Genomic DNA, 23,701 nt, shown 5'->3' on the forward strand with positions numbered 1-23,701 from the left:
GGGGGAGGCGGCATGCGGGCAAAAGAAAGGAAGGCGGCAGGAATCGCGCACCAGGGAAGGGACGCTGGATTATATCATCAAATGATGTTTTCACCAAAGTAAAACTAACTGGAAGCCAGGTGGTGTGTGGCGTTTGTGCCGCTATTCCTCGCCGCTGAGGATGACGCTGCCTGTGGCCAGGCGGGTGCCGTCGGCGGTGGTGATCTCCCCGCTGACCTGGACGAGGCCAGGCATCACGGCATCCCGCCGGGCGACGATGGTGAGGGTCTCGCCAGGGGGGATGCTGCCGAGGATCTTGAATTGGCGGACGGCGGTGAGACGAACATTTTTCAGAGGCTGATCCCCCCGGTCGCTCTGGGCGAGGATGCCGCCGAGCTGGGCGAGGGATTCGATCATGATGACACCTGGGAGCAAAGGTTGGCCCGGAAAATGCCCTTCGAGGAAGGCTTCATCGCCCTTGAGGGTCCAGCGGCCCGTGGCGGTGACTCCCGCCTCCATGGAAACCAGTTCATCAACAAAGCGAAAGGAGGGACCGTGGGGAAGCGCGGAAAGGGCTTGGACAAGCGGGGCTGGCTGCAACATAATCGGCGCCCTCAATACCCCATGCTTACGGATTGTGCCAATTCTGAATGCTCAACAACCCTGACACGCTGACTTCAAAAAAGCGTAGCTGGTTTTATTCCCCTTTGCATGCTGGACCGCCTCCGCCTCATCACCGCCTGGACTGCCAGCCTGCTGTACTGGGTGATTGGGGGCACGGGGTTTTTTCTTTTGTGCCTGCTGCTGCCGCTGTTTTTTCGTGGGGAGCAGGCGCGCGCGATCGGCCAGGGGGCGCTGCGGCTGGCCTTTCGAGGATTTCTACAGGTGCTGACGTGGTTTGACATTGTGGAGTGTGAGTATGTCGGCTTTGACCGACTGCGTGCGCAGCAGGGGGGGGATGATCGTGGCACCCAACCACCCGGCGCTGTGGGATGCGGTGTTCGTGCTGGCGGAGGTTGACCACATGGCCTGCGTGCTGAAAGCATCCCTGATGTGCAATCCGATTTTGTTCGGAGGGGCGACGGCCGCTGGCTTCATCCCGAACGAACCTACTCACAAAATGCTGCGCCAGTGCATCGATACATTAAAGGAAGGGGGACGACTGCTGTTCTTTCCAGAAGGCACCCGCACGCGCCCGGAGCATGGGCGGCTGAACCCTTTCCAAGGTGGGCTGGCCGTGGTGGCGAAGAATGCGGGGGTGCCGATCTGGCCCGTTTTTGTGGAAACCAACAGCCGCTACCTGAACAAGGGCTGGCCGCTGTGGCACCTGCCGACGGAAAAAGTGCGCCTACGCATGACGGTGGGGGAACCGCTGCGATTTCCTGAACACGGCGAAGCCCAACCATTCATTGATGAACTGCGCCAGCGTTACCTGCTGGCCCTGGAATCCCCTACCGCATGAAGATCCTGGTCCTGATCCCCAGCTACAACACCGGGCGCATCCTGCCCCAGACCGTCACCGACGTGCTGAAACACTGGCCTGAAGTGTGGGTGGTGATGGATGGCAGCACCGATGGCAGCGCGGCCCTGCTGGAGCCACTGAAGGCGACGGCCCCTGGGCTGAAGGTGATCTCCATCGCCAAAAACGGCGGCAAGGGGGCGGCCGTGCTGCATGGCACGCGCCTGGCCCACGAGGCGGGCTACACCCATGTGCTGACGATGGATGCGGATGGCCAGCACCCCACGGATGACATTCCCCGCTTTGTGACGCTGGCCCAAAAGTACCCGGATGCCGTGATGATGGGCACGCCTGTTTTCGGCCCGGAGGCCCCGCAACTGCGCGTGCAAGGGCGTAAAATTTCCAACATGTGGGCCAATCTGGAGACCCTGAACTGGGGCATCCCAGACACGCTTTTTGGCATGCGCCTTTACCCTGTGCCGCTGCTGCTGCGCGCCTTTCGCGGCACCATCTGGGCGCGGCGCTTTGACTATGACACGGAGATCGCCGTGCGTCTGGCCTGGCAGGGAGCGCCGATGCTGGCGGTGCCGACGACGGTGCGCTATCTCACCCAGGAGGAGGGGGGGGTTTCGCAGTTCCGCTATTTCCGGGACAACAGCGTGCTGACGTGGATGCATGCGCGGCTGCTGTTCGGCTTTGCCTGGAGGCTGCCATTGTTGCTCTTACGCATTGGACGAGGAGGCAATCCCCTGCGTAAAGTCACGGCATGACGCCCACCCCGGCCCAACTCGAAAACATCGCCGCCCTTTGTGACCGGCGGTGGGATTTCTTTTACACGCGTTCCAAGCTCGCCAGCGATCCCGTTTACCAGGCGGTGGTGAGGGAGATCGGGGAGAGTCCCCTGCCAGTGCTGGACATCGGCTGCGGCATCGGGCTGCTGGCCCATTACCTCCGTGCCTGCGGGCATACTGCGCAGGTGACCGGCTTTGACTATGACCAGCGCAAAATCGACAGTGCCGGGGCGATGGTGCGCAAGTCTGGCCAGCAGGGACTGACCTTTTCCGCCGGTGATGCGCGCACGGGGCTGCCTGAATTCAGCGGGCATGTGGTGATTCTGGACATTCTGCAATTTTTCACCCCAGCGGAGCAAAATGCGCTGATCACAGCGGCGGCGGCCCGGGTGGCCCCTGGCGGAAAACTGGTGATCCGCACCGGACTGCGGGATGATTCCTGGAGGTTTCGCGTGACGGTGCTGGGGGATTACCTAGCGAAGGTGACCTTCTGGATGAAGGCTGCGCCGACCTGCTACCCGGATGCGGAGCAGTTCAGAAAAGTGCTGACCGAAGCGGGCCTGCAGGTGGAAATCAGCCCTCTGTGGGGGGGGACCCCGTTCAACAATCATCTGATTGTTGCACAAAGGTAACCCGCGTGATTCAACGCCCGTCTCGACAACGCTGTCCATCTCGGCTAGAAAACCGCCCGCATGTCGTCCACCACCCGTTTTATTCCCTTCTTTTGCGCAGCCTTGCTATGGCTGGCAGGCGTGGCCGCGGCCCCGGCCCAGTGGCTGGTGTATGAGCTGCGCTTTACACCTGAGAAGGAATCCGTGAACTTCAGCTTTTACACGGGCGGCTATGTGGTGGTCCCGGCTGGCGGTGGCGAGGCCACCATCGTGCTGACGACGGAGGAAGGCGGCCGTTTTTACGCTGTGGCGGAGAGCAGCGGCAAGTATTTCGTGGCGGCCAACGCCAGCGTGCGGAAGGCCGTCTTTGCGGCGGCGGCTTTCACGGGCACGTCCCAGGCCTTTTACACGGCCTCCGGGCCGATGAACCGCTCCCTGCTGCTGAATGGCAGCACGGGCTCGCGATCGTGGCGGGTGGCGGAAAGTCTTTCCGGTCGCCTGATGGCTGCGGATGATGAGTCTGTGACGGGGCCCGCAGCCGATGGTTCCTTTGGAGTGGTGGGCAGTGCGCTGATCACCGGGACTCTGCGGGAAGATCTGACGGCGAATGTGAGCAGCGCCTTCGGCTCCCAAAATGTGGCGACCGCCTACATCATCGAGCTGCTGGAAAAATACGGGTACACGCCCGATGACGGCAGCCTGCCAGCGCCCGCCATCTCCTCCTCCGAGGCAGCGGTGATCGATGCCAGCCTCTTCCCTGTCGAAACCCACGGCCAGGCACCCGCCAACGACTGATGAAAAATATCCGCCAAGCCTTGGTCCAATGTCTGGAGGCCTCAGGCGGCTCCGGCATTCCCCTGCCGACTGCCACGCCGAGTTCCTCGGTGGTGAATCAGCTCCTCGATACGGGTGCCCTGGATGAAGAATCCTTTCTCTCCCAGCTCGCTGTGCGTTTGGGGCTGGGCTACGTCTCGATGCCGCTGCCAGACAGTGCGGATGCACCGGAGATGAAGCGGCTGCTGCCGCCGCGTGTCGCCCTGAAACATCGACTGCTGCCATTGAAGATCGAGGAAGAGGAAGGCGGTGCCCGGAAGCTCATCGTGGCGGCTTATGATCCCTTTGATCTCATCGGTCGCCAAGCCGTATCCCGCGAGGTGGATGCGCCGGTACGCTGGCAGATCGCCCCGCGTAAACGTTTGCTCAATGCGATGCGCGACTTTTACGGCGTGGGTGCGGACACCTTTGAAGAGATCCTGAAAGGGCGTGATGTGGACGGCTCTGACCTGGAGCAGCGGGACGAGGCGAACATCATCGATGCCGATGACGAAGAGGCCTCGGTCGTGAAGTTTGTGAACACGGTGATTCGTGAAGCCCTGGAGCAGCAGGCGACGGACATTCACGTGGAGCCCATGGAAGACAAACTGCGCATGCGCTACCGCATTGACGGACGTCTTCGCGAGGTGCCCGTGCCGGAAAACATCAAGCAACTCCAGCAGTCCGTGATCGCGCGTCTGAAGGTGATGGCCAAGCTGGACATCGCCGAGCGCCGCCTGCCGCAGGATGGTCGTATCAGCTTGCAGATCGCCGGTCAGCTCATTGACGTGCGTGTGGCCACCATCCCGAGCGTGGAAGGGGAGAGCATTTCGCTTCGTTTGTTAGGCCAGGAGAAGTTCAACCTGGACAAGTTGCGGATGGAAACGGACTTGCGGGGTGAAATTGAAGTACTCCTGAAAAAGCCCAACGGCATCATCCTGGTGACGGGGCCGACGGGTTCCGGTAAATCCACCACGCTTTATACTTTCCTCAGCCAGCTCAATACCGAGCATCGCCGCATCGTGACGATCGAGGATCCGGTGGAAAACAAACTGCCGGGCGTGGTGCAGATCGCCGTGCGACCTGAGATTGAGCTCACCTTTGCCACCGGCCTGCGCAGCATTTTGCGTGGTGACCCCAACGTGGTCATGGTGGGGGAAATGCGTGACCTGGAAACGGCGGAAATCGCCATCCGTGCCGCCTTGACGGGTCACTTGGTGTTCAGCACCCTACACACGAACAACGCCATCGGCGGCATCATGCGTCTGGTGGACATGGGCGTGGAGCCCTTCCTCGTCGCCACCTCCGTGCGTGCTTTCATCGCCCAGCGCCTCGTGCGTTTGCTGTGCAACTCTTGCCGCGAACCAGAGCCGGAGGCCGAGATGAAGCTGCGCGAGCTGAAGTACACTGGGCCCATCCGCACCCAGGTTTACCGGGCCAAAGAAGGTGGCTGCGAAGCCTGCCGCCACACGGGCTACAAAGGCCGAATGTCCATCTACGAACTCGTGCGCCTGACCCCTGCCATGGGCGAACTCATCACCCACAAGGCCAGCAGCGCCCAGCTCATGCAGCAGGCCTACAAGGACGGCTACCGCCCGATGCGTGAGTATGGCGTGCGCAAGGTCCTGGATGGCAACACCACGATCGAAGAAGTCATCAGCGTGACGGTGGCGGAGTCGGAGCAGTGATGTCTGCCAGGGCCCGTGACCACAGGGGCCAGATTGTTTTCAGCCATGCCACCTTGACGCTTATTGATGAAAAAAGTTCTCAAACGTCTGGCAGGAATCATCCTTCTTCTGCTAGGTCTTTTCACACTCATGTTTCCAGAGTGGCTGGTGATCCCATTGTTGCTGGTGGGTTATCTGGAAGGTCCGAATGCCAATAGCCCTTTTCCCGAAGCCCACGCAAGGGCGGTCAAAACATTCGTTGATAGCCAGGGATTCGGCTACGGACGATTCCGGCGATCAGGCTATTGGATGGAGCATAGCGTCCGTCTGGAGGGGAATCTTTTTCGGCCTACGAACGTCAATCTCATTGGGTTGACCCCCGAAGAAGGCGACCGATATTTTGAAGGTCGCATGCCCAAAAAAGCGGAATTGACCACGGCTAAAACCAGAAAGCTTTCAGAGGATGAGGCGGCTGCGGTGGCCCAGATTCGGGCAGGCACAGCCCCCTGGGTGCGATTGCCAGCAGCCTGGGAAACATTCGTGGGACCGCCTCGCGAATACAGTTATGATACTGTCCATATCATCGCGCCGATCACAGCGGACAAAAGCTGCCTCGAATGCCACAAGGTCAAACAAGGCTCCCTGCTGGGAGCCTTTGACTATGAAATGATGCCGTTGGGGAAAGCCGCCGACGAGAACTGAACGCGGATCAAGGAAGCAGCATGTTAGGGGAATCCACGAAGAATTCTTTCAGGTCTTCATCGAGGCCTTGTGGGAGAGGCTTCTCCCAATAAAAAGAAACGCAGGTGCTGGCTTTGACGAAGAGCGCCGATCAGCCCTATGCAGGCGAGACAGACCAGCGGGGCCACCAGCAGCGATTTCACATAGAAGTCATAAGGTGTCAGAGGGAATCCGCTCCGGGCCATCACCACTTCCAGACATTCAATGAGTCCGTGGTGCATGAGGTAAATGCCATACGAGGAGCTCAAGGCCCAGAGGACCAGGGGTGAAGAGGACCTAATGGAGGGAAGCGCCAGCACGGCGCTGCTGATGGCGTATCCTGCGAGGGGGCCAGCCACCCAGGCTAGCCAAGAGGGGATCACATCCAGCCCCGCAGCGGCAACAGCCGCTAAAGAAACAACAGCGCCTATCCAGGCGTTTGCCCTAACGGCGCGTCTGGAGGCGTGCACGTGGTGCAGCAGCCAAGCGGCCAAGACGTACAAAAGGCTGCGCGGCACAGCCTCCTCAAACTGATCGTAATTCTTCACCGAGCCGATGCAGGCATAAGCCAATGCCACCAGCAACACCACCCCGGCGAGCAGCAGGTGCCGACGTTTTCGGAGGAGAAGGATCCCCAGCACCCAGCCCTGGCACAGCAGCATCAATGGCAAAAAGTAAAGCTGCACGCCTGCTCCCCCATACAGCAGAAGCTGCGGCCATTCGAAAGCCATCTCGGTCTGCTGCAGACGACTTTTGACAAGCCTCATGGCAAGATAGAGGAGGGTCCATGAAAGGTAGGGCACCCACAGCCTTTCGAAATGCAAGCGGGGCAGAAGGGGGCCAGGGGTTTGAAGCGCCGAGTGTGTCTTTCCAATAAAGAAGAACAGCCCTGTAACGATAAAAAAGGGCACCGTCAGAATATTGAACGAGCGCCCCACCCAGTCTCCATAAGTCTCGCAGGGAGCCAGGTGAACAAAAACAACCCCGTAGGCGCACACGAGCCTGAAAGCATCAATAGAGGGGTTGCGGGAGGTCGTCATTAGAGGATCATTTCTTGAAATGAACGAGATCCAGAGCGGCTCAGGAAGAGGTGCTTGTAAACATCTCAAAGGATTCAACGAATCTCCGTCATGCTAACCGGCGTTGCTCTTTGCCACCTGAATACAAGAATGCTGCCCACCTCCCAGAGGTTTGGGGAACGGCTACTGGAGCAGCCACCTGTCTAAAAGTGCCCAGGCAGCGTCCCGCACAGAGACTGTGCGGGCCCCCTCTATTCTCTCTGGCCGATTTACGGCAGGAGCGCGTTCGGGGAATCCACGAAGAATTCCTTCAGGTCTTCATCCGGCACGGCACCGTTGCGGATGCCTTCGAGACGCTTGCGGCTGCCGCGCTCCGAAGTCGGGCGGTTGGCGGTGCGGGAGACGATGTCCCCAATGAGTGGGGCGGCGACGACGGCGCTGGCGGCCAGGAGCGTGAGGGAAACGATGTTCGAGGTGCTGCGACCCATACCACGGCCAAAGAGGATGCCGAGAGCGCAACCTGCAGCGGCAGGAGCGATCATGCTGGCGTAGGTTTCGTAGCGGCTTTCGACTGTGGATTCAGGTGGCATAACGGAGATAAGATAGCATCACCGCAGATTCTCCAAAGTGGAATTTGCTCCTGGTCATGATTGGGCCATCGTCCATGCACATGAGTCAGCCTGCATCCCCCTCACGATACGCCCTCATTTTAGCTGGAGGTAGTGGCCAACGCTTCTGGCCGGTTAGCCGGGACGCCTTGCCAAAGCAGCTTCTGAAGCTGTTTGGCGACAAAACCCTGCTGGAAATGACGGTGGATCGTCTGGAAGGCGTAGTGCCGAAGGAAAACATCGTCATTCTGACCAACAAGCAGCAGGAGGCTACGGTGCGTGCCTTGCTACCTTTTTTGCCGCCTGAAAACATCCTGGCAGAGCCTGAGAAGCGGGACACCGCGCCAGCGATTGCTTTGGGCGTGGGCTGGGTGGTGGCTCGGGATCCTTCCGCCACGATGATGGTGCTGCCAGCGGATCATCTGATCCAGAACGTGGCGGAATTTCAGAAGGTGCTGATCAATGCCGCCATGTGTGCCGAGGCGGCGAGCAGCCTGGTGACAGTGGGCATCAAACCGACCTGGGCCTGCCCGAGCTACGGGTATGTGGAGCGCGGCAAGCGCGCCTCCGTCCTGGGGGTGAGTGAGGTGGCCGTGTATGAAGTGGCGAGGTTCCGGGAAAAGCCGAATCCAGACTTGGCTGAGCACTTCATTGCCCAGGGCAATTTCACCTGGAATGCGGGCATGTTCATCTGGACGATCCCAGCCATCTTCAGTGAGCTGTCCCGCCACTGCCCTGCCTTGGCGGACTTTGTTTCCGAGCTCCGTGGTTCCAAGGATTTCTGTGCCACGGTGGAGCGCCAGTTTAGCAAGCTGCCGAAGCTTTCCATTGATTACGCGCTGATGGAGCGCGCCTCGCGGGTGCTGAATATCGAGGCGACCTTTGACTGGGATGACGTGGGCAACTGGACATCCGTGGGCCGTTATTTGAAGTGCGACCCCGAGGGCAACCAGCACAACTGTGCGATGACCCAGATGAATGCCTCCGACAACCTGGTCTTTTCCCAGACTGGGCAGCACATCGCCTTGCTGGGCGTGCAGGATTTGATAGTCGTGGCCTCCAAAGACGCGATTTTGATCACCAGCCGGGCCCAGGCGGAAAGCATCAAAAAGATGGCGGACCTGCTGCCCAAAGAATTGCGCTAAAGCGTTGGCTGAAGATGAATTTCATGGCCTAGCTCCGTTGAGCCTATCTCCCGATGCGTTACGCCTTTTTCGATCTCGACCACACGTTGCTGCCGTTTGATACACAGACGCTGTTTTGCAATTTCGTGCTGCATCGGCATCCCTGGCGCATCGTTTTGCATGCGTGGTTTGTCCCCTTTGCCCTGGGAAGGGCGGTGGGGGTGGTGAGCACGGCCACTGCGAAGCGGGCCTTTCTTTCCTACCTATGGGGAATGAAACGTGCGCACCTGCGCCGGCTGGCGCGTGACTTTGCCCATGACTGTGTGGATACCTGGATCTACCCGGAAATGCGGGCCGAGATCCTGCGGCATAAACACCAAGGGCGGAAGCTGGTGCTGAATACGGCAAGCCCGGATTTTTATGCCGAAGAAATAGCTGCCGTGCTGGATTTTGATCACTGTGTGGCCACGCGTTTCCACATTGGTAACATCGTGCCGCTGCGACCTGCCCTGATCGGGTCTAACAACAAGCGTGAAGCCAAGATCGCGGCGATGAAAGCTTCTGTGCCGGGAGTCGCCGCGCTGACGGATGAGCAGCGCTTCCATTGCTGGGCCTACAGCGATAGTGCGGCAGACATTCCTCTCCTGGAGTTTTGTGGAAACCGCATCCTCGTGCATCCGAGTGGTGGGCTGAAGAAGCACTTTCCTCAGCATGATGTCACGGTGGTCACCCCACGCCGACCTTACTGGGGAAAGGCGGGGGATATGCTGTCTGCCCTGCGGCAAATGGTGGGTCTGCATGGCGAACGAGGGCCTGCCCGCTAAAAAAAATCCAGGTGCCCCGAAGAGCACCTGGATGAATCGAGATCTTTGGAAGAGTCTTAGACCGCCGTCGCCATGGCGATGGGCAACGGTTTGGAGCTAGACTCCGAAGTCTGGAAGAAGGAAACCTTGCCCGTGGAGATGTCATACATGCCGCCGACGATGGCGACTTTGCCTTCGCGGACGAGGCCATCAATGGTGGAGCTGCGCTCGCGGACCTTGCGCATGGTGCGCAGGACGTTGCGGCGGGCGACTTCGTTGGCGTAAGCCGCTTTTTCGCCTGCCAGCCACTGATCAGGGTTCTTGCAGGTGCTGAGGTCCACGGACTTTTGAATCTCGGTGATCAAGGAGTCTAGGTTCACACAGCCAGTGGCTTCGGCCGCTGTCTTGTGGCTGCAAATGAGGTCCACAGCGGCATTCACTGCGCCGCAGGATGTGTGCCCCATGACTAGGATGATCTTGGCCCCGGCCACGGCGCAACTGTATTCCATGCTGCCTAAGACCTTATCGCGGGCGATGTTGCCGGCGATACGGATGGTGAAGACGTCACCGAGGCCCAGGTCAAAGATCAACTCCACTGGCGCACGTGAGTCAATGCAGCCGAGCACGACGGCCATGGGGAACTGCCCCAGAGAGGTGGCATCGACCTGGCGGCCGAGGTCACGGCTGAGGCGGGTGCCATTGAGGAAGCGATCGTTGCCCTCCTGGAAGATTTCCAGCACGCGCTGAGGGGTGAGAGCATCCTGCACTTCGCGGCTGCTGAAGTCCACGAACTGGATGCGGTCTTCGAGCTGCGGATAGCGCTCTTTGAACCCGGTGAGGCTGAGCTGCACACCGTGAGCTTGGGCGGTGGTATCCTTGAAGTCTGTGATGAGATCCAGGATATCCGGATCAATGTAGTCCGTGTTACGGGCATCCAGCAGGACGTGACCACCACGGGGCACGCTGCGCAGGGTTTCGTCCAGCGTGGCGCGGTTGAAGAAGCTGACCTGGTTGGCCAGCTCGATGCGCAGCACTTCATCGCCGGTGGCATGCTTTTCCATGACCTTGCGGATGGGGCGGCGGACGTTGCTGTGAAGGATGAAGCCGATGGCGATGCCGAGGCCGATGAGGATGCCGACAAGGAGGTCTGTGAGGACGATGGCGACGACGGTGATGATGAAGGGCAGGAACTGACTGCGGCCTTCTCCCCACATCTGCTTGAGGAGTTTCGGGCTGGCGAGCTTGAGGCCAGTCATCAAAAGAATGGCGGCCAGGGCAGAGAGGGGAATCTCATTGAGCAGAGTGGGGACAAACATCACGCAGCTCAGGAGCAGGGCTCCGTGGAAGATGGCGCTGAGTTTGGTCTTCACGCCTGCATTGATGTTCACGGAACTGCGGACGATGACGCTGGTCATGGGCAGGCCACCGATGAGGCCGACGGCCACGTTGCCGATGCCCTGGGCCAAAAGCTCGCGGTTGGGCGGGCTGCTGCGCTGTTCAGGGTCCAACTTGTCTACCGCTTCCAGGTTGAGCAAAGTCTCCAGGGAAGCGACGATGGCGATGGTCACTGCCGCGATATAGACGGTGGGATTTCCCAGCACGCTGAAATCTGGGAAGATCATAAAACCGAGAAATTCCTTCGGCGAATTCGATACTGGCACCTGCACGAGGTGACTGGTCTCGATGACCCAATCTCCACCCATCTTGCGGAGGAGCATACTCATCGCGACACCAAAGATAACGACCACCAGCGGTGCGGGCACGGGGGATTTTTTCAGGACCTTGATCTTATCCCAAAAAACCAGGAGGAGGATGGAAAGCAGGCCCACCAGGGCGGCACCGGGCTGAATGTCAAACCAGGTCTCAGCCAACTCAGAGAAGGTGTTTTCATTGTCTGGCTGGATGAAGGACTTATCTCCCATGGGGTCCGCATCATGACCGAGCACGTGGGGGATCTGTTTCAGAATGAGGATGACGCCGATGGCGGCCAGCAAGCCTTTGATCACGCTGGAGGGGAAAAAGGCGGCGATGAAACCCGCGCGGCAAATGCCAAGGATGATCTGAATGACCCCTGCCATGACCACGGCCACCAAGAAAGCTTCGAAGCTACCCAGAGCAGCGATCTGCGCGGCGACCACTGCCGTCAGACCTGCGGCAGGGCCGCTGACGCTGGTATGGGAGCCGCTGAGCATGCCGACGAGAAGACCGCCAACAATGCCTGCCAGGATGCCTGAGAAGAGTGGTGCATTGGAGGCGAGGGCGACCCCAAGGCAGAGGGGAAGGGCAACGAGAAAGACAACAAGACCAGCCGTGAGGTCTCGAGGAATCGTTTTGGGCGAGAGGGGATTGATGCTAGTCATTGTTGGCAGGATGGGGGAGAACGCTTTGAACCACAAAAGGCCCAAATGGGACGCCAAAATTCGCACACCGTTCAACCTTTATCCGCTAAAAAATCGCCCGGTTGACGCTTATCGTTATATAAAGGAATCCTTTATATGACCTGAAAAATTGGCACTTTAAGCCATCTGATGGGATAAAATCTCTTTTATTGGGACTTTTGAGATGCGCTATTTTCCCTGTAAAGGTCAAATCACCCGTGGGCGCTATCCACCCATCCTTCGAGTTCGGGCTTTACTGGAGCACCAGGACAAAGATGAGCTGGCCTTCACGCCATTTCGGACCGCCAATAAAGAGGGGGCTGTCTGAGCGTAAAACGGCATCGGTTTTCACCAGGACCTGCTGGTCGCGCCAGAACTGGAGGTGCAGATTCACTCCACCACCAGAAGAGGGTCCTTTGGAGTCCACTTTCAAAAACAAGTCCTTGGAAGGGACGACCCAAGATTCATACTCCCGAAACACGTCCTGGAGGTGCTGCCCCAGAATCTCGTAGTGCTTGTAAGGAAAGACTTTGCTCAGACGCTGGGGGAGATCGGCCAAACTGGCCGGGGGCTGCTCTTTCGAGCCCCCTTTGGGCGATTCGTTGGAAGCGAAAATGAGAGCGCCCCAGACTTTTCCATCCGTCGCCGGCTTGACCGTCGGCAACTGCTGGGTGGCAGGTGGGGCGGCACTCTGGGCCATGGCTCCAGTGAAGGAGACCAGGGAAAGGGCGATGATGGAAAGGAGGAATCTCATCCGCGTGGATTGGCGGCTGCCAGGAGGCGAGGCTGGTTGCGGGCGTCTTTGGCGACGACGAGGACGACCTCGCCACGCTCCCCATAAAGGGTGGTGGTGGCGAGTGCCTGCTCGGTCTCACTGCGCTCAATGTGGTAACCGACGATCTGGCGGTCTGCGGGCACGTCTTCCAGGCCATTGAGCATGAGAACCGTGGCGCGAGCATCCTCGGAATGGAAGGAATTGACCTGCACACTTTGGTTGGGTGCGTAAGTGCTGAGCACCAGACTGCCTTCGGCGGAGCCTTGCTTCACGATCATGACACCAGCGATCACCACGGCAGCAGTAACAGCGGCGAGGGTGGCAAAGCCGGGCAGGCGGAACCAGTCCAGCCAGGAGGAGCGGACGGGGGCGACCTCAGGACTTTGGGAATCCTCCTGCGCGATGCGCATCTGGATCTGGGAATTGAAGAAGTCGCCGAACGGGACGGGCATCTCGGCCGGGAGGGTGGTGCGCACGTCCGCACACATGCGCTGCATCAGGTCGGCCTCGGCTTTCAGGGCCGGGTCAGACTGTAACCGGAGAGTGAAGCGCGCGCTTTCGGCGGCGTCCATTTCCCCATCCAGCCAGCGGATCAGATCGTGGTCTTCAGTTGGCGTTTTCATAAGTGTCCTTCAGCAGTTCCTGGAGTTTCTTTCGGGCGTAGAAAAGGCGGCTCATCACGGTGCCCAGGGAGCAAGGGATGGTGGCGGCGATTTCCTCATATTGCAGGCCTTCCACCTCACGCAGCACGATCACCTGCCGATGATCCGGGCTGAGCTGGGCGATGGCGGCACGAATGCGGTCCCCGAGTTCCGCATTCTTCAAAATGGTGTCCGGGGCGGCATCGGCATGCGGCACGGTCTCGGCCCCAGCGGCGACCTTGTGCTCCGTGCGGGAGTCGTCAAACTCGCCGTCGCCCTGGATGCGCTTCTTGCGCAGGTAGTCGTAGGTGACGTTGTGGGCGATGCGATACAGCCAGGTGTAGAAACTGGAGTCCAGCTTGAAACGCGGCAGGGCGCGCCAGGCCTTGATGAAGGCCTCCTGCGCGAGGTCCCAGGCCTCGGTTTCGTTCTGGATCATGTGATAAGTCATGGCGTAAATCCGCCCCCGGTAACGGTTCACGAGCACGTCAAATGCACGTGTGTCGCCCGCCTGGCAGCGCTTGACCAGGTCGGAGTCCGGGACTTCGCCAGGATCAGGCGCAGTGGAGGCGGGCATGTTTTAGGAGTGGCAGAGGCTATGACGGGCGCAGGAAACGCCTTATTCAAAAGAATCCTCGCCTTTATAACGGCGAGAGTCAAAGAGATGCATCAAGAAGGACACATAGATGTGTTGAATGAGGCTGGCGAGGACCTCACAGGGTATTCACCAGGACCACCGACTCGAGCATTTTGACCAAGTCTGTAAATTCTTGGCTTGTTTTGTCGTCCGTAAAAAGGGTGACTGAAATCAGCACGTCTTTGGAAAGGACGATCATGGCCGGGGCCAGGACCTTGTAGTTGCGCGGCTCGGGAGGTTTGCCGACGAGGTTGGGATCGGTGAAGCAGGCGTAGAATCCGACGCCAGACTTCAGCCGGATCTTCTGTACTTCGATTTTCTGTTCGACAGAACTCTGAGCAAAAATGGCAGCCATCTTTTCAAACCGCTTTTGCTGTTCCTCGGCACTGACCTCCTCTTTTTGATTGGTGAAAGCGATGGTCACTTTGCAGGCCGCATTGGCATCCGATTTGGGACGGACCGTCAGGTTTACACCGATATCCCCGACTTTTTGGCTCTGCATGCCCCAGCCTCCAGGAACCGCCAGCTTGACCTGGCCGTAATGGCCCAGATCCACCGTCTCCGCCAATGACGGAATGGTGAAAGCCAGGAGAGATGTAACGAGGAGCAGGAACGAGCGCATAAGAAATGCGAGTATGGACGAGGGCTGCCCCGATGGGAAGCCCGGACCGATCCGATGCGGAAGTCTGCCAGCGTTACTGAATGGGGAACGGGCTGATGTGGAATTTCTCGCTGTTCTTGGACTCGAAGTAACCGAGGCTGATCTTGTCGCCAAACAGGGCCACCCAGTTGCCATAGACATCCTGAGCGAGGGTGGTATCATAGGAAGCGACGAGAGCGGGCCGGGGCGGGCCGACCTGGCCGCGCACAGGTTTCGGGGCCACGACGGCGTCCTTGTCCTTCAGCCAGCGGACGAGGGTCCAGGGGGCGAATTCCAGGCGCACTTCGGCATTGTACTCGCTTTCAAGGCGGTATTTCAGCACGTCGAACTGGAGAGGACCCACCGCCCCGAGGAGCGGTATGCGGACGGCGGCATCGGGAAGCTCGAAGGGCTGGGCCACACCTTCCTTGAGGAGCTGGTCCAGGCCATCGCGGAAGCGTTTGAACTTGGAGGTGTTTTCGTTGTGCAGGTAGGCAAAGCACTCTGGCGGGAAGGTGGGCATCTCGTCGAATTTGACGCCGTTTTCTTCAGACAATGTATCGCCGATTTGCAGGTCGTAGTTGCCCACGAGGCCCACCACGTCGCCTGCCCAGGCTTCATTGACTGTTTCGCGCTCCTGGGCGAAAAGACGCTGGGAATTACCTAACCGCATGCGTGTTCCGGTGCGGGTGTTCACCGCGCTCATGTCCCGCTGGAAGCAGCCGGAGACGATGCGGATGAAGGCCACGCGGTCGCGATGCTTCGGGTTCATGTTGGCCTGGATCTTGAAAACGAAGCCACTGAAGGCGGGGCTGGTCGGCTCGATGAAATCCTCACCCGACATGCGCGGGGCCGGCGGTGGGGCGATCTCCAGGAACCGATCCAGCATCATCTGCACGCCGAAGTTGTTCATGGCGCTGCCGTAGAAAACGGGGGAGAGCTGGCCTTTGCGCACCTGCTCAAAATCGAAGGGGGAGCCACCGCCCTCCAGGAGGTCAAGCTCATCGACCACGCGCTGATAAACCAGGGGCGGCAGGGCATTGCGAACGCTTTCATCCTCGATGCCTTTGACGTTCACCGGAGCGCGGAACTTGCCGCCGACGGTACGCTCGAAGAGATGCACTTGGTTTGACTCGCGGTCGAAGACGCCTTTGAAGTCCACGCCATCGCCAAGGGGCCAGTTCATGGGGCAGGCGGCGATGCCGAGCACGCGCTCCAGTTCATCCAGGAGCTCCAAAGGTGGGCGCGCGGGGCGGTCCAGCTTGTTCATGAAGGTGAAAATGGGCACGCCACGACGACGGCAGACTTCGAAGAGCTTCAGGGTCTGGCTTTCGATCCCCTTCCCCGCATCAATGACCATGACGGCGGCATCCACGGCGGTGAGCACGCGGTAGGTGTCTTCCGAGAAGTCTTTGTGACCGGGGGTGTCGAGGAGGTTCACCACGCAGTCCTTATACTCAAACTGGAGCACGGTGGAGGAGACGGAAATACCGCGCTGCTTTTCCAGCTCCATCCAGTCGGAGGTGGTGGCGCGCTGGTTCTTGCGGGCGGTGACGCTGCCCGCAAGCTGCACGGCCCCGCCGTAGAGGAGGAGCTTTTCCGTCAGCGTGGTCTTCCCGGCATCCGGGTGGGAAATGATGGCGAAGGTGCGGCGGCGGCTGACTTCGTGGGGGGCTTTGGCGGCGACTTCGGACATGGCGGTGGAAAACGGGGGCGGCTTTCATCGCCTCCCCCGCAGCTTTTCTCAAGGACGATTCCTGGGAGATGCGGGAGGGCGGGTCCCGAGGTGGCCTTCGATGCGAGATTAAAATCTGGCATAGATCCGTCCCAGGCATGCGTTTGCATGCAGACCTGATCCTGCCATGAAACTGACATCCCTACTTTTAGCCTTCGCCGCCACCGCCCTGCCCACCCTCGCTGCTGACCTGGAGCCCACTCTGGGCAAAAAGGGCAAACTGCTGCTGGAGGAGACCTTTTCCGGCCCGGAAGTGCCGAAGGGTTGGCATGCGAACACGGGCAGCCTGCGGATTGTGGAAGGCCAGCTTCATGCAGGTGAGAAATCCAGCGACAAGCACATTGGTGCCTTCCGCCATCGCCTGCCTTTGCAGGATTGCGCGGTGCAGGTGGAGTTCAAGCTGGGGGCCATGCGGGTGATCAATCTGGGGTATGACCCGGCCCCCGGTGAGCTGAAGAAAAAGGGCCACCTTTTTTCCGTCGTCATCACGCCGAAGAGCTGGTCCCTGATCGAGCATAACGACAAGTCAAACCCGGCCTCCAAGACGAAAGTGCATGCGATGGCCAAGACGGATTTTGCTCCAAATATGACGTACACGCTGCTGCTGGAATGCCGCGGCAGCGAGGTGGTGGCCCAAGTGACCGGCAAGGAACCGCTGAAAGCCAACGCCCCAGATTTCCATGTGAAGAAACCCGGCCTGGTCTTCCGCATGGGCGGCAAGGATGGCCAGGAGGTGGCACTGGACAATGTGAAGGTGTGGGCGCTGGAATAGAAAATACGGCACTTTCGCCCGCAGCAGCCTTCGCCCTTGCATCTGCGTGGCGGCCCCGCACACTGGCGCGCCATGTCTCCCGACTCCCTCGAACGCCTCCGCTCCACGATCCGCGATGTGCCGGATTTTCCCCAACCGGGCATCCTTTTCAAAGACATCACGCCGGTGCTGGCGGATGCACAGCTTTTGAAAGAAGCGATCGAAGGCATGGCGGAGATCTTTGCCGACCAGAAGGTGGACAAGGTGGTGGGCATTGATGCGCGCGGGTTCATCTTTGGCGCGATGATTGCCCAGCGGCTGGGCGCGGGCTTTGTGCCGGTGCGTAAAAAGGGCAAGCTACCGTGGAAGACACGCGGCGTGGACTACAGCCTGGAATACGGCACGAACAGCGTGGAGATGCACCTGGACGCCCTGGCCCCCGGTGAGCGGGTGGTGCTGGCGGATGATCTGCTGGCCACGGGCGGCACGGCGGGTGCGGCGCTGCAGCTCATCCGGGAATCGGGCGCGGAGTTGCTGGGCTCGGTCTTTTTCATTGAGCTGGCCTTTCTATGTGGCCGGGAAAAGCTGGAAGGCATGGGTCCGATCCATTCCCTGCTGACATTCTGACTCTGACCCCCTGCCCACATGACTGAGCAAGAGTATCAGCACCGCCTGGAGGCGGCCGCCCAGAAGGTCTTTGGCAAAGACGTGGCCCTGCCGCGTGGCCGCACGGAGACGCTGAAGCTCTGCAAACGCTTCCTGCGCCTGAAGGAGCAGCGCATCAAGCAGCGGCACCGGGCGGGTGGCAGTGGGATCGAGATCTGCCGCATGCGCTCGGATGTGATGGACTACATCGTGCGCTTGCTTTGGGAGGAGTGCCTGGCGGCGCTGGACCCGGCGGTGAAGAAAAAGCTGAACCTCAGCGTGGTAGCCCACGGCGGCTATGGACGGCAGGTGATGAGCCCCGGCAGCGACGTGGACCTGACCTTCATGCTGCCGGGCAACAGCTCCAACGTGTCCCCCGACCTGGCAAAGCTGATCGGCGATTACCTGCTGTACTTTTATGACATGAAGCTGAAGGTGGGCCACGGCACGCGCAGCGTGGGGGACTGCCTGAAGCTGGCCAATGAGAGCATGGAGACGAAGACGGCGCTGATGGAGGCGCGGTTTCTCTGTGGCAACGAAGAACCCATTCAGGAATTTCGGGGCCGGTTTGACAAAGAATGCATGGCGGGCCGTGAGGCGGAATTCCTGAAATTACGCCAGGAGGACCTGACTAGCCGCCACGCCAAATACGGGGGCACGCACTGCGTGCAGGAGCCTAACGTGAAGAATGGCTGCGGCGGCCTGCGCGACTACCAGAACCTGATCTGGATGACCTATGCGAAACTGGGCACGCTGAACCCGCATGACCTAGTGACCAAAGGGCTGATGTCACCGGCCGGATGGAAGGAGATCCAGCAGGCCTATGACTTTATCCTGCGCACCCGCAATGAAATGCACTACACGGAGAAGCGCGCCAGCGACATTCTGACGCTGCGGCTCCAGGGCTTTGTGGCGACCAACCTGGGCTACCGACACAAGCGCATCCTGCGCCGCATCGAGGCCTTCATGCGTGAGTACTACATGGCCACGCGCGACATCCTGCAGCGCAGCAGCGAGGTGATGGACCGCTTTCACCTGCAGTCGCTGGACGATGAAAGCACGCGCAAGGGACTGCTGAACTTCATGGTGAGGCGCAAGACAGCGCTGAAGCGGACGGAAAAGTTCGACGGATTCATCGCCAAAAACGAACGCCTGTTTGTGGAGGACAAGGGTCTTTTCAAAGAGGATCCCAGCCAGCTCATGCAGGTGTTCCTGCACACGCAGCAGCGGCATCTGCGGCTGAGCCCGGAACTCTTCCAGGTCATGCAGGAAAACTTCCGTCTGGTCAATGTGAGCTACCGGTATAACAAAGGGGTGCGCGAGACCTTTGAGGCCATCCTTTCCCGCAAGGGCGATGTGGCGCGTGTGATGCGGCAGATGCACCGCGTGGGCTTCCTGGGGCGGTACATGCCGGAATTCGGCGCACTGACCTGCCTGGTGCAGCATGAATTTTTCCACCGCTACACGGCGGATGAGCACACTTTGAGGACGCTAGATAAGCTGGATGAACTGAGCGGCCCGCCGAAGCCGGGGCTCAGCCTTTACCAAACGCTCTTTCACGAGCTGGCCCAGCCCGCCATTCTGTATCTGGCCCTGCTGCTGCACGATGCGGGCCGCGCTGCCAATGCCAAGGCCCACGACGCCGAAAGCACCCTGATGGCCGATGCCGTGTGCCGACGCCTGCAAATCAAAGGCGAGCGGCGCAAGCTGCTGCTCTTCCTGGTGGACAACCACCTGCTGATGTATCGCACTGCCACAACGATGAACCTGGATGACACTAAGGTCATCGGTGAATTCGCCGGCATTGTGCGCACGAAGGAGTATCTGGACACGCTGCTGGTGATGACCTACGCGGACTCTAAGGGAACGAGCGAGGCTAGCTGGTCCGGCTACAAGGAGGCGTCCATCCGCCAGCTTTACCATAATACTCTTCAATTTATGGATGCTCCGGCGGACTTCATGCGCCGTGCCGCCGTGCCGCTGGATGAGGTGCGGGCGGATGTGACGAAGGCGCTGGGTGCCGAATTTGACCTGGAAATCAGCGCCCATTTCCAGCACATGCCGCGCAGTTATTTCAACTTCCGCGACCCGGCCCAGATCGCCGGTCATATCCGCCAGTTCCGCCAGTTTTTCACCCAGCTCATGGTGGAAGAGGCCGAAGCTGGCCTATTGCCCGTGATGGAGTGGACCGACCACGTGGAGCAGGGCTACAGCGAACTGACGGTGACCTGCTGGGACCGCCACCTGCTGCTGGCGCGCATCTCCGGGGCGCTCTCGGCCGAAAGCATCAACATTCTCAGTGCCGACCTCTACCAGCGTGGCGACAATCTGGTGCTGGACATGTTCCGCGTCTGCAACACCAACTTTGCCGCCGTGACCAGCAAGACGGCGCGGCAACGGGTGGAAGCCTCCGTGCGGCAGGCTTTCCTGGCCCAGAAGTTCGACTTTGGCCCCGCCATCGCCAAGAGCCGCAAGGCCATTCCAGGCTACGACGAGGTGATGTCGGAAATCCCTCAGCGCGTTTACATCAACAACGAGCTGTCGTATGACCAAACCATCGTGGAGCTCCAGGTGGTGGACCGACTGGGCCTGCTTTACGATGTGTTCATGGCCATCGGCAAGCTGGGGCTGAACATCACCCACGCCCGCATCGGCACGGAAAAAGGCGTGGCCATTGACTCCATCTACGTGCAGGATGAGAACGGTCGCAAGCTTTCCACCCGCCTTGTCCTGGATACTCTTCAGGGCAAGATCGAAGAAGCTGTTTTTGGTTAGGCAAGGCACCGCCCCGAGCTCTGAAGGATAGCTCAGCGCATGGTCTCGGCCTGAGCGAGGACATCGGCAAAGGGAACCTGATCGAGCATGCCAAAAGTATCCAGCCGGGTGAGGCGGGCACGGGTGGTGGCGGGGCTGGTGATGCCGCAGAGGAAGCGGGCGAGTTGACGCGGGGTGCGCAGGGCAGCATGACGGGCATCCAGCAGGGGGCGGATGGCAGCCACATCCTCAGTGGTGATTCCCGGGCGTACAGCCTGGGGGATGAGGCGAGGAGCATCCATGTCGGCCCCTTTGGCGCGCTCCAGGCAACTGGTGCAGGTGGCGCAATCGGCCACGAGTTCCTCCCCAAAATAACGCAGCAGCCAGCGGGCGATGCATTCGCGCTGGCTGGCCAGTTCCAAGATCTGATCCAGCCGCTGAACATCGCGCGCCTCACGCCCCGCGAAAAGCTGCTGCATCTTCTGGCTGACCAGCGCGGGATCGCGGGCCTCTGGGTCGCCACAGAGGCGGTAGCGCTGGCGGGAACCACTGGGCTTCATTTGGATTTCGCCGGCCTCCTCCAGCCAGGTGAGGGCCTTGAGGATGCGCTCCCGAGGTTCGCCCAGCTCCGCCGCCGCTTCATCCAGGACCAGGGTGGTCCATTTGTGGCCGCGTTTGCCGCAGGCGAAGAGGCTGCGCAAAAAGGCCTGCCGGTCCGGCTTGTGTCCGGCCAGGATGCGCGCCTCCGGCTGAAGAAAGCTGTACTGGTAGCTGGAATAGAACATGCCCAGCGGACGCACCAGCCCACCTAACTCCAAGTTCGTCAACACGGTCTCAATCACCAGAGGACGGATGTCGGTGCTGCCAGAAAGGTCGTAAATGGAAATGTCGAATTCCTCTCCCTGACGCAGCAAATGATCCACAAGCTGGCGAAGGGCCTGGGGGGTGGGAGTATCGCCAAAGGTGAAATTGGCCAGCACGGTGCAGTCATCCTGGCAGGCGAGCATTTCACAGACGGAGACTTTGCCATCCCGCCCGGCCCGACCAGTTTCCTGCATGTAGTTTTCCAGGGTTTTGGGCAGGTTGTAATGATACACGGCGCGGATGTCCGCCTTATCAATGCCCATGCCAAAGGCGATGGTGGCTACGATGACCTGCGTCTGCCCAGTCATGAATCCATCCTGCGCGGCATGGCGATACTCATCCGGCAGGCCCGCGTGATAGGCCAGCGCATTGACCCCGGCCTTTTGCAGGTGCGTGGCCACCTCTTCGGCCGTCTGTTGCAGGGTAACATAAACAATGGAGGGCACCTGACGTTTCAGCAGCAGCTTGGTGAGCAGCTCCTTGCGCTTCGCGGCGGCGCAGGGAGTGATGCGGTAGTGCAGGTTTGGCCGATGAAAGGAGGTCTGGATGTGATCCTCCTGGGCAATGTCAAACGCCCGGCGGATGTCCGCCGCAACACTTGGCGTGGCTGTGGCTGTGAGGGCCAGCACGGGGGCGATGCCCAGCTCCTTGGCCACCAGGGCGAGGCGCAGGTACTCGGGGCGGAAGTTGTGCCCCCACTCCGAAATGCAGTGCGCCTCATCCACGGCCATCATGGCGATCTTCATCCGTTTCAGCCGCTCGATGAAGTTCTCATTCATCAACCTTTCGGGGGCGATGTAGAGAAGCTTGGTCTTGCCCGAACGGAGGTCGTCAAACACTTGCTGGGCTTCTTCGGGCTTTAACGAGGAATCCAACCGTGCCGCACCAATGCCACGCGCCTGCAAGGCCTCCACCTGATCTTTCATCAGCGCAATGAGGGGGGAGATGACCAGGGTGACCCCGTCCATCAGCAGCGCCGGAAGCTGATAACAGAGGGATTTCCCCGCACTGGTGGGGAACAGGGCCAGCGCACTCCGCCCCGCCAGCAGCGCCTGCATCACCGCCTCCTGCCCTGGGCGGAAAGCCGCATGGCCGAAGTGCTGGCGAAGGGTGGCGGTGAGGTCTGGAGGCATGAAGCACTACCCATGCCACTGGATGCGGAGCACTGGCAAGGCTCGAGTGCGGGAAGCCTTGGTCAATATCAGTAAGCCCCTTCCCCAAACCCACAAAAAAGCCCCGATGCCTGATTCTACAAGGCTCGGGGCGCGTTTGGAGGTGGCGGAAGGGGTGGGATTCGAAGCCTCCCACTTACCCTAATTTTACAGGCTTCCAACGAGGGTTTTTAAAGCTACACCTGATTTACACCTTAGCGTGTCGCCTGGAAGTGCATTGCGTCGTAGCCCCAAAAGGCCCCGGCAGATATCCATCCTTCCTTGGCAAATTCGGCCATGATCTCCAGGGGCATGTCGGCTTGCATCGGCCAATGATCCCGGAAGCTGTTATCATCGGCATCGAGATCGATAGCCGCGCCCCAGGCATGGATCGAAAGCGTGGTTCCAAACCGCTTGTTGCGGAAGTTGAAGATGCCACCGTAATCTTCCGCCTCCTCCATGACACCACGATCATCCCCGTGGATTTTGTCGATCCTCGTCAGGATCCGCAACAGGCTGTCTTTCACTTTCCAATGACAGCGGCCCGTCGTCACCCGCTTGCCCCCGTAAAAGGCCGGGTATGGAAAGACAAAGCTCACCAGGTTGCTCTCATCGCCAGGCGTGCCGTAGAAGGCCGTCATGCTCTTCACATCGCTCTTTGGCCAGGGATTTTCTTTGGGCATGAGTGCCCGCAGATAAGCCTGGCAGGCGGCCTGTGATTTCGGTCCCCAGAAGCCATCGACACAGCCCGCTCGATCAGCGGGAGCGAAGTAGGGACGGATCTCACGCTGCATGGCGCAGATGCGGTCGAATCGGGCGCGGTCGGTCTCGCTCATGGCTTGCGAGCTTTGGCGGCTTCAATGGTCTTCTTCGCGACCTCAGCGACGTCGAGTGTCTTAGGCCCGATCCATCCGTCTTGCTTGACCCCGAGCTGCTCCTGAAGGGCCTTCGCGTTGCGGGTTTGGTAGGCTTGCACCAGCGCTGTCACAAACCACACCCCGATTGCCACCAGGGCGGCCGTCAGCTTCTCCAGGATCGCGGGCGGGATCTCGAAGCCGAGGCTTGTCAGCCAGGTCGCCAGCCCGCCGAGCACGATCCCAACGAGCCACTGAACGGCCATGCCTGCCTTGGAATGA

General features: G+C 59.9%; 24 protein-coding genes. 12 read left to right on the plus strand and 12 right to left on the minus strand.

Annotated elements, in window-relative coordinates; translation table 11 throughout:
* Positions 1-141: 141 nt before the first annotated feature.
* Entirely contained in the window at positions 142-582 is a 441-nt protein-coding gene (locus ABEB25_RS19145) for a 3-hydroxyacyl-ACP dehydratase FabZ family protein (RefSeq protein WP_345738046.1), read from the minus strand.
* 108 nt (positions 583-690) lie between these two features.
* Between ABEB25_RS19145 and ABEB25_RS19150 the strand changes: the two genes are divergently transcribed.
* The 7 genes from ABEB25_RS19150 (at position 691) to ABEB25_RS19180 (ending at position 6,022) form a co-directional block, all read left to right on the plus strand.
* Positions 691-999 (plus strand): hypothetical protein, encoded by a 309-nt coding sequence (locus ABEB25_RS19150; RefSeq protein WP_345738047.1) that lies wholly within the window; start codon positions 691-693, stop codon positions 997-999.
* Positions 944-1,441, plus strand: a complete 498-nt coding sequence (locus ABEB25_RS19155; protein WP_345738048.1) for a lysophospholipid acyltransferase family protein — start codon at positions 944-946, stop codon at positions 1,439-1,441. Before ABEB25_RS19150 ends, ABEB25_RS19155 begins: the two co-directional genes overlap by 56 nt.
* On the plus strand, positions 1,438-2,208 hold the full coding sequence (locus ABEB25_RS19160; RefSeq protein ID WP_345738049.1) for a glycosyltransferase family 2 protein: 771 nt from the start codon (positions 1,438-1,440) through the stop codon (positions 2,206-2,208). Before ABEB25_RS19155 ends, ABEB25_RS19160 begins: the two co-directional genes overlap by 4 nt.
* Complete coding sequence (locus ABEB25_RS19165) at positions 2,205-2,861, plus strand: class I SAM-dependent methyltransferase (RefSeq protein ID WP_345738050.1); 657 nt, start codon at positions 2,205-2,207, stop codon at positions 2,859-2,861. Before ABEB25_RS19160 ends, ABEB25_RS19165 begins: the two co-directional genes overlap by 4 nt.
* Positions 2,862-2,921: 60 nt before the next feature.
* Positions 2,922-3,635, plus strand: a complete 714-nt coding sequence (locus ABEB25_RS19170) for a hypothetical protein (RefSeq protein ID WP_345738051.1) — start codon at positions 2,922-2,924, stop codon at positions 3,633-3,635.
* A complete protein-coding gene (locus tag ABEB25_RS19175; protein WP_345738052.1) occupies positions 3,635-5,341 on the plus strand; it encodes a GspE/PulE family protein in 1,707 nt (568 codons plus the stop codon). The genes ABEB25_RS19170 and ABEB25_RS19175 overlap by 1 nt, the downstream gene beginning before the upstream one ends.
* 66 nt (positions 5,342-5,407) lie before the next feature.
* Positions 5,408-6,022, plus strand: coding sequence for a hypothetical protein (locus ABEB25_RS19180; RefSeq protein WP_345738053.1), 615 nt, complete (start codon positions 5,408-5,410; stop codon positions 6,020-6,022).
* Between the two features lie 56 nt (positions 6,023-6,078).
* Here the strand turns inward: ABEB25_RS19180 and ABEB25_RS19185 are convergent, their stop codons facing one another.
* Complete coding sequence (locus tag ABEB25_RS19185; protein ID WP_345738054.1) at positions 6,079-7,080, minus strand: acyltransferase family protein; 1,002 nt, start codon at positions 7,078-7,080, stop codon at positions 6,079-6,081.
* Positions 7,081-7,328: 248 nt separating this feature from the next.
* A complete protein-coding gene (locus ABEB25_RS19190; protein ID WP_345738055.1) occupies positions 7,329-7,649 on the minus strand; it encodes a hypothetical protein in 321 nt (106 codons plus the stop codon).
* Positions 7,650-7,729: 80 nt separating this feature from the next.
* Between ABEB25_RS19190 and ABEB25_RS19195 the strand changes: the two genes are divergently transcribed.
* Both ABEB25_RS19195 and ABEB25_RS19200 read left to right on the plus strand, forming a co-directional pair.
* Positions 7,730-8,812, plus strand: a complete 1,083-nt coding sequence (locus ABEB25_RS19195; RefSeq protein WP_345738056.1) for a mannose-1-phosphate guanylyltransferase — start codon at positions 7,730-7,732, stop codon at positions 8,810-8,812.
* A gap of 53 nt (positions 8,813-8,865) precedes the next feature.
* Entirely contained in the window at positions 8,866-9,615 is a 750-nt protein-coding gene (locus ABEB25_RS19200; RefSeq protein WP_345738057.1) for an HAD family hydrolase, read from the plus strand.
* A 56-nt stretch (positions 9,616-9,671) separates the two neighbouring features.
* Here ABEB25_RS19200 and ABEB25_RS19205 read toward each other — a convergent pair whose 3' ends face one another.
* The 6 genes from ABEB25_RS19205 to ABEB25_RS19230 form a co-directional block, all read right to left on the minus strand.
* Positions 9,672-11,954, minus strand: a complete 2,283-nt coding sequence (locus ABEB25_RS19205) for a bifunctional SulP family inorganic anion transporter/carbonic anhydrase (RefSeq protein ID WP_345738058.1) — start codon at positions 11,952-11,954, stop codon at positions 9,672-9,674.
* A 271-nt stretch (positions 11,955-12,225) separates the two neighbouring features.
* Positions 12,226-12,726 (minus strand): hypothetical protein, encoded by a 501-nt coding sequence (locus ABEB25_RS19210; RefSeq protein WP_345738059.1) that lies wholly within the window; start codon positions 12,724-12,726, stop codon positions 12,226-12,228.
* Positions 12,723-13,370, minus strand: coding sequence for an anti-sigma factor family protein (locus ABEB25_RS19215; protein ID WP_345738060.1), 648 nt, complete (start codon positions 13,368-13,370; stop codon positions 12,723-12,725). Before ABEB25_RS19215 ends, ABEB25_RS19210 begins: the two co-directional genes overlap by 4 nt.
* Positions 13,354-13,965 carry a sigma-70 family RNA polymerase sigma factor gene (locus tag ABEB25_RS19220; protein ID WP_345738061.1) on the minus strand — a complete coding sequence of 204 codons (612 nt, stop codon included), beginning with the start codon at positions 13,963-13,965 and terminating at the stop codon, positions 13,354-13,356. The genes ABEB25_RS19215 and ABEB25_RS19220 overlap by 17 nt, the downstream gene beginning before the upstream one ends.
* 136 nt (positions 13,966-14,101) lie before the next feature.
* Positions 14,102-14,647, minus strand: a complete 546-nt coding sequence (locus ABEB25_RS19225) for a hypothetical protein (RefSeq protein ID WP_345738062.1) — start codon at positions 14,645-14,647, stop codon at positions 14,102-14,104.
* A gap of 73 nt (positions 14,648-14,720) precedes the next feature.
* A complete protein-coding gene (locus ABEB25_RS19230) occupies positions 14,721-16,361 on the minus strand; it encodes a peptide chain release factor 3 (protein WP_345738063.1) in 1,641 nt (546 codons plus the stop codon).
* 166 nt (positions 16,362-16,527) lie between these two features.
* On the opposite strand from ABEB25_RS19230, the gene ABEB25_RS19235 reads away from it, so the two are divergent.
* From ABEB25_RS19235 to glnD, 3 genes are all read left to right on the plus strand, one after another.
* Complete coding sequence (locus tag ABEB25_RS19235) at positions 16,528-17,172, plus strand: hypothetical protein (protein WP_345738064.1); 645 nt, start codon at positions 16,528-16,530, stop codon at positions 17,170-17,172.
* A gap of 72 nt (positions 17,173-17,244) precedes the next feature.
* Positions 17,245-17,778, plus strand: coding sequence for an adenine phosphoribosyltransferase (locus tag ABEB25_RS19240; protein WP_345738065.1), 534 nt, complete (start codon positions 17,245-17,247; stop codon positions 17,776-17,778).
* Positions 17,779-17,796: 18 nt separating this feature from the next.
* Positions 17,797-20,571, plus strand: coding sequence for a [protein-PII] uridylyltransferase (gene glnD / locus ABEB25_RS19245; RefSeq protein WP_345738066.1), 2,775 nt, complete (start codon positions 17,797-17,799; stop codon positions 20,569-20,571).
* Between the two features lie 32 nt (positions 20,572-20,603).
* On the opposite strand, the gene ABEB25_RS19250 is transcribed toward glnD, so the two are convergent.
* From ABEB25_RS19250 to ABEB25_RS19260, 3 genes are all read right to left on the minus strand, one after another.
* Positions 20,604-22,547 (minus strand): RecQ family ATP-dependent DNA helicase, encoded by a 1,944-nt coding sequence (locus ABEB25_RS19250; protein ID WP_345738067.1) that lies wholly within the window; start codon positions 22,545-22,547, stop codon positions 20,604-20,606.
* A 233-nt stretch (positions 22,548-22,780) separates the two neighbouring features.
* Positions 22,781-23,401 carry a M15 family metallopeptidase gene (locus ABEB25_RS19255; protein ID WP_345738068.1) on the minus strand — a complete coding sequence of 207 codons (621 nt, stop codon included), beginning with the start codon at positions 23,399-23,401 and terminating at the stop codon, positions 22,781-22,783.
* On the minus strand, positions 23,398-23,701 hold a 304-nt coding region (locus tag ABEB25_RS19260), incomplete at its 5' end, for a hypothetical protein (RefSeq protein WP_345738069.1). The genes ABEB25_RS19260 and ABEB25_RS19255, both read right to left, overlap by 4 nt.

The sequence above is a fragment of the Prosthecobacter algae genome (assembly GCF_039542385.1).
GTDB classification, from domain to species: Bacteria; Verrucomicrobiota; Verrucomicrobiia; order Verrucomicrobiales; family Verrucomicrobiaceae; genus Prosthecobacter; species Prosthecobacter algae.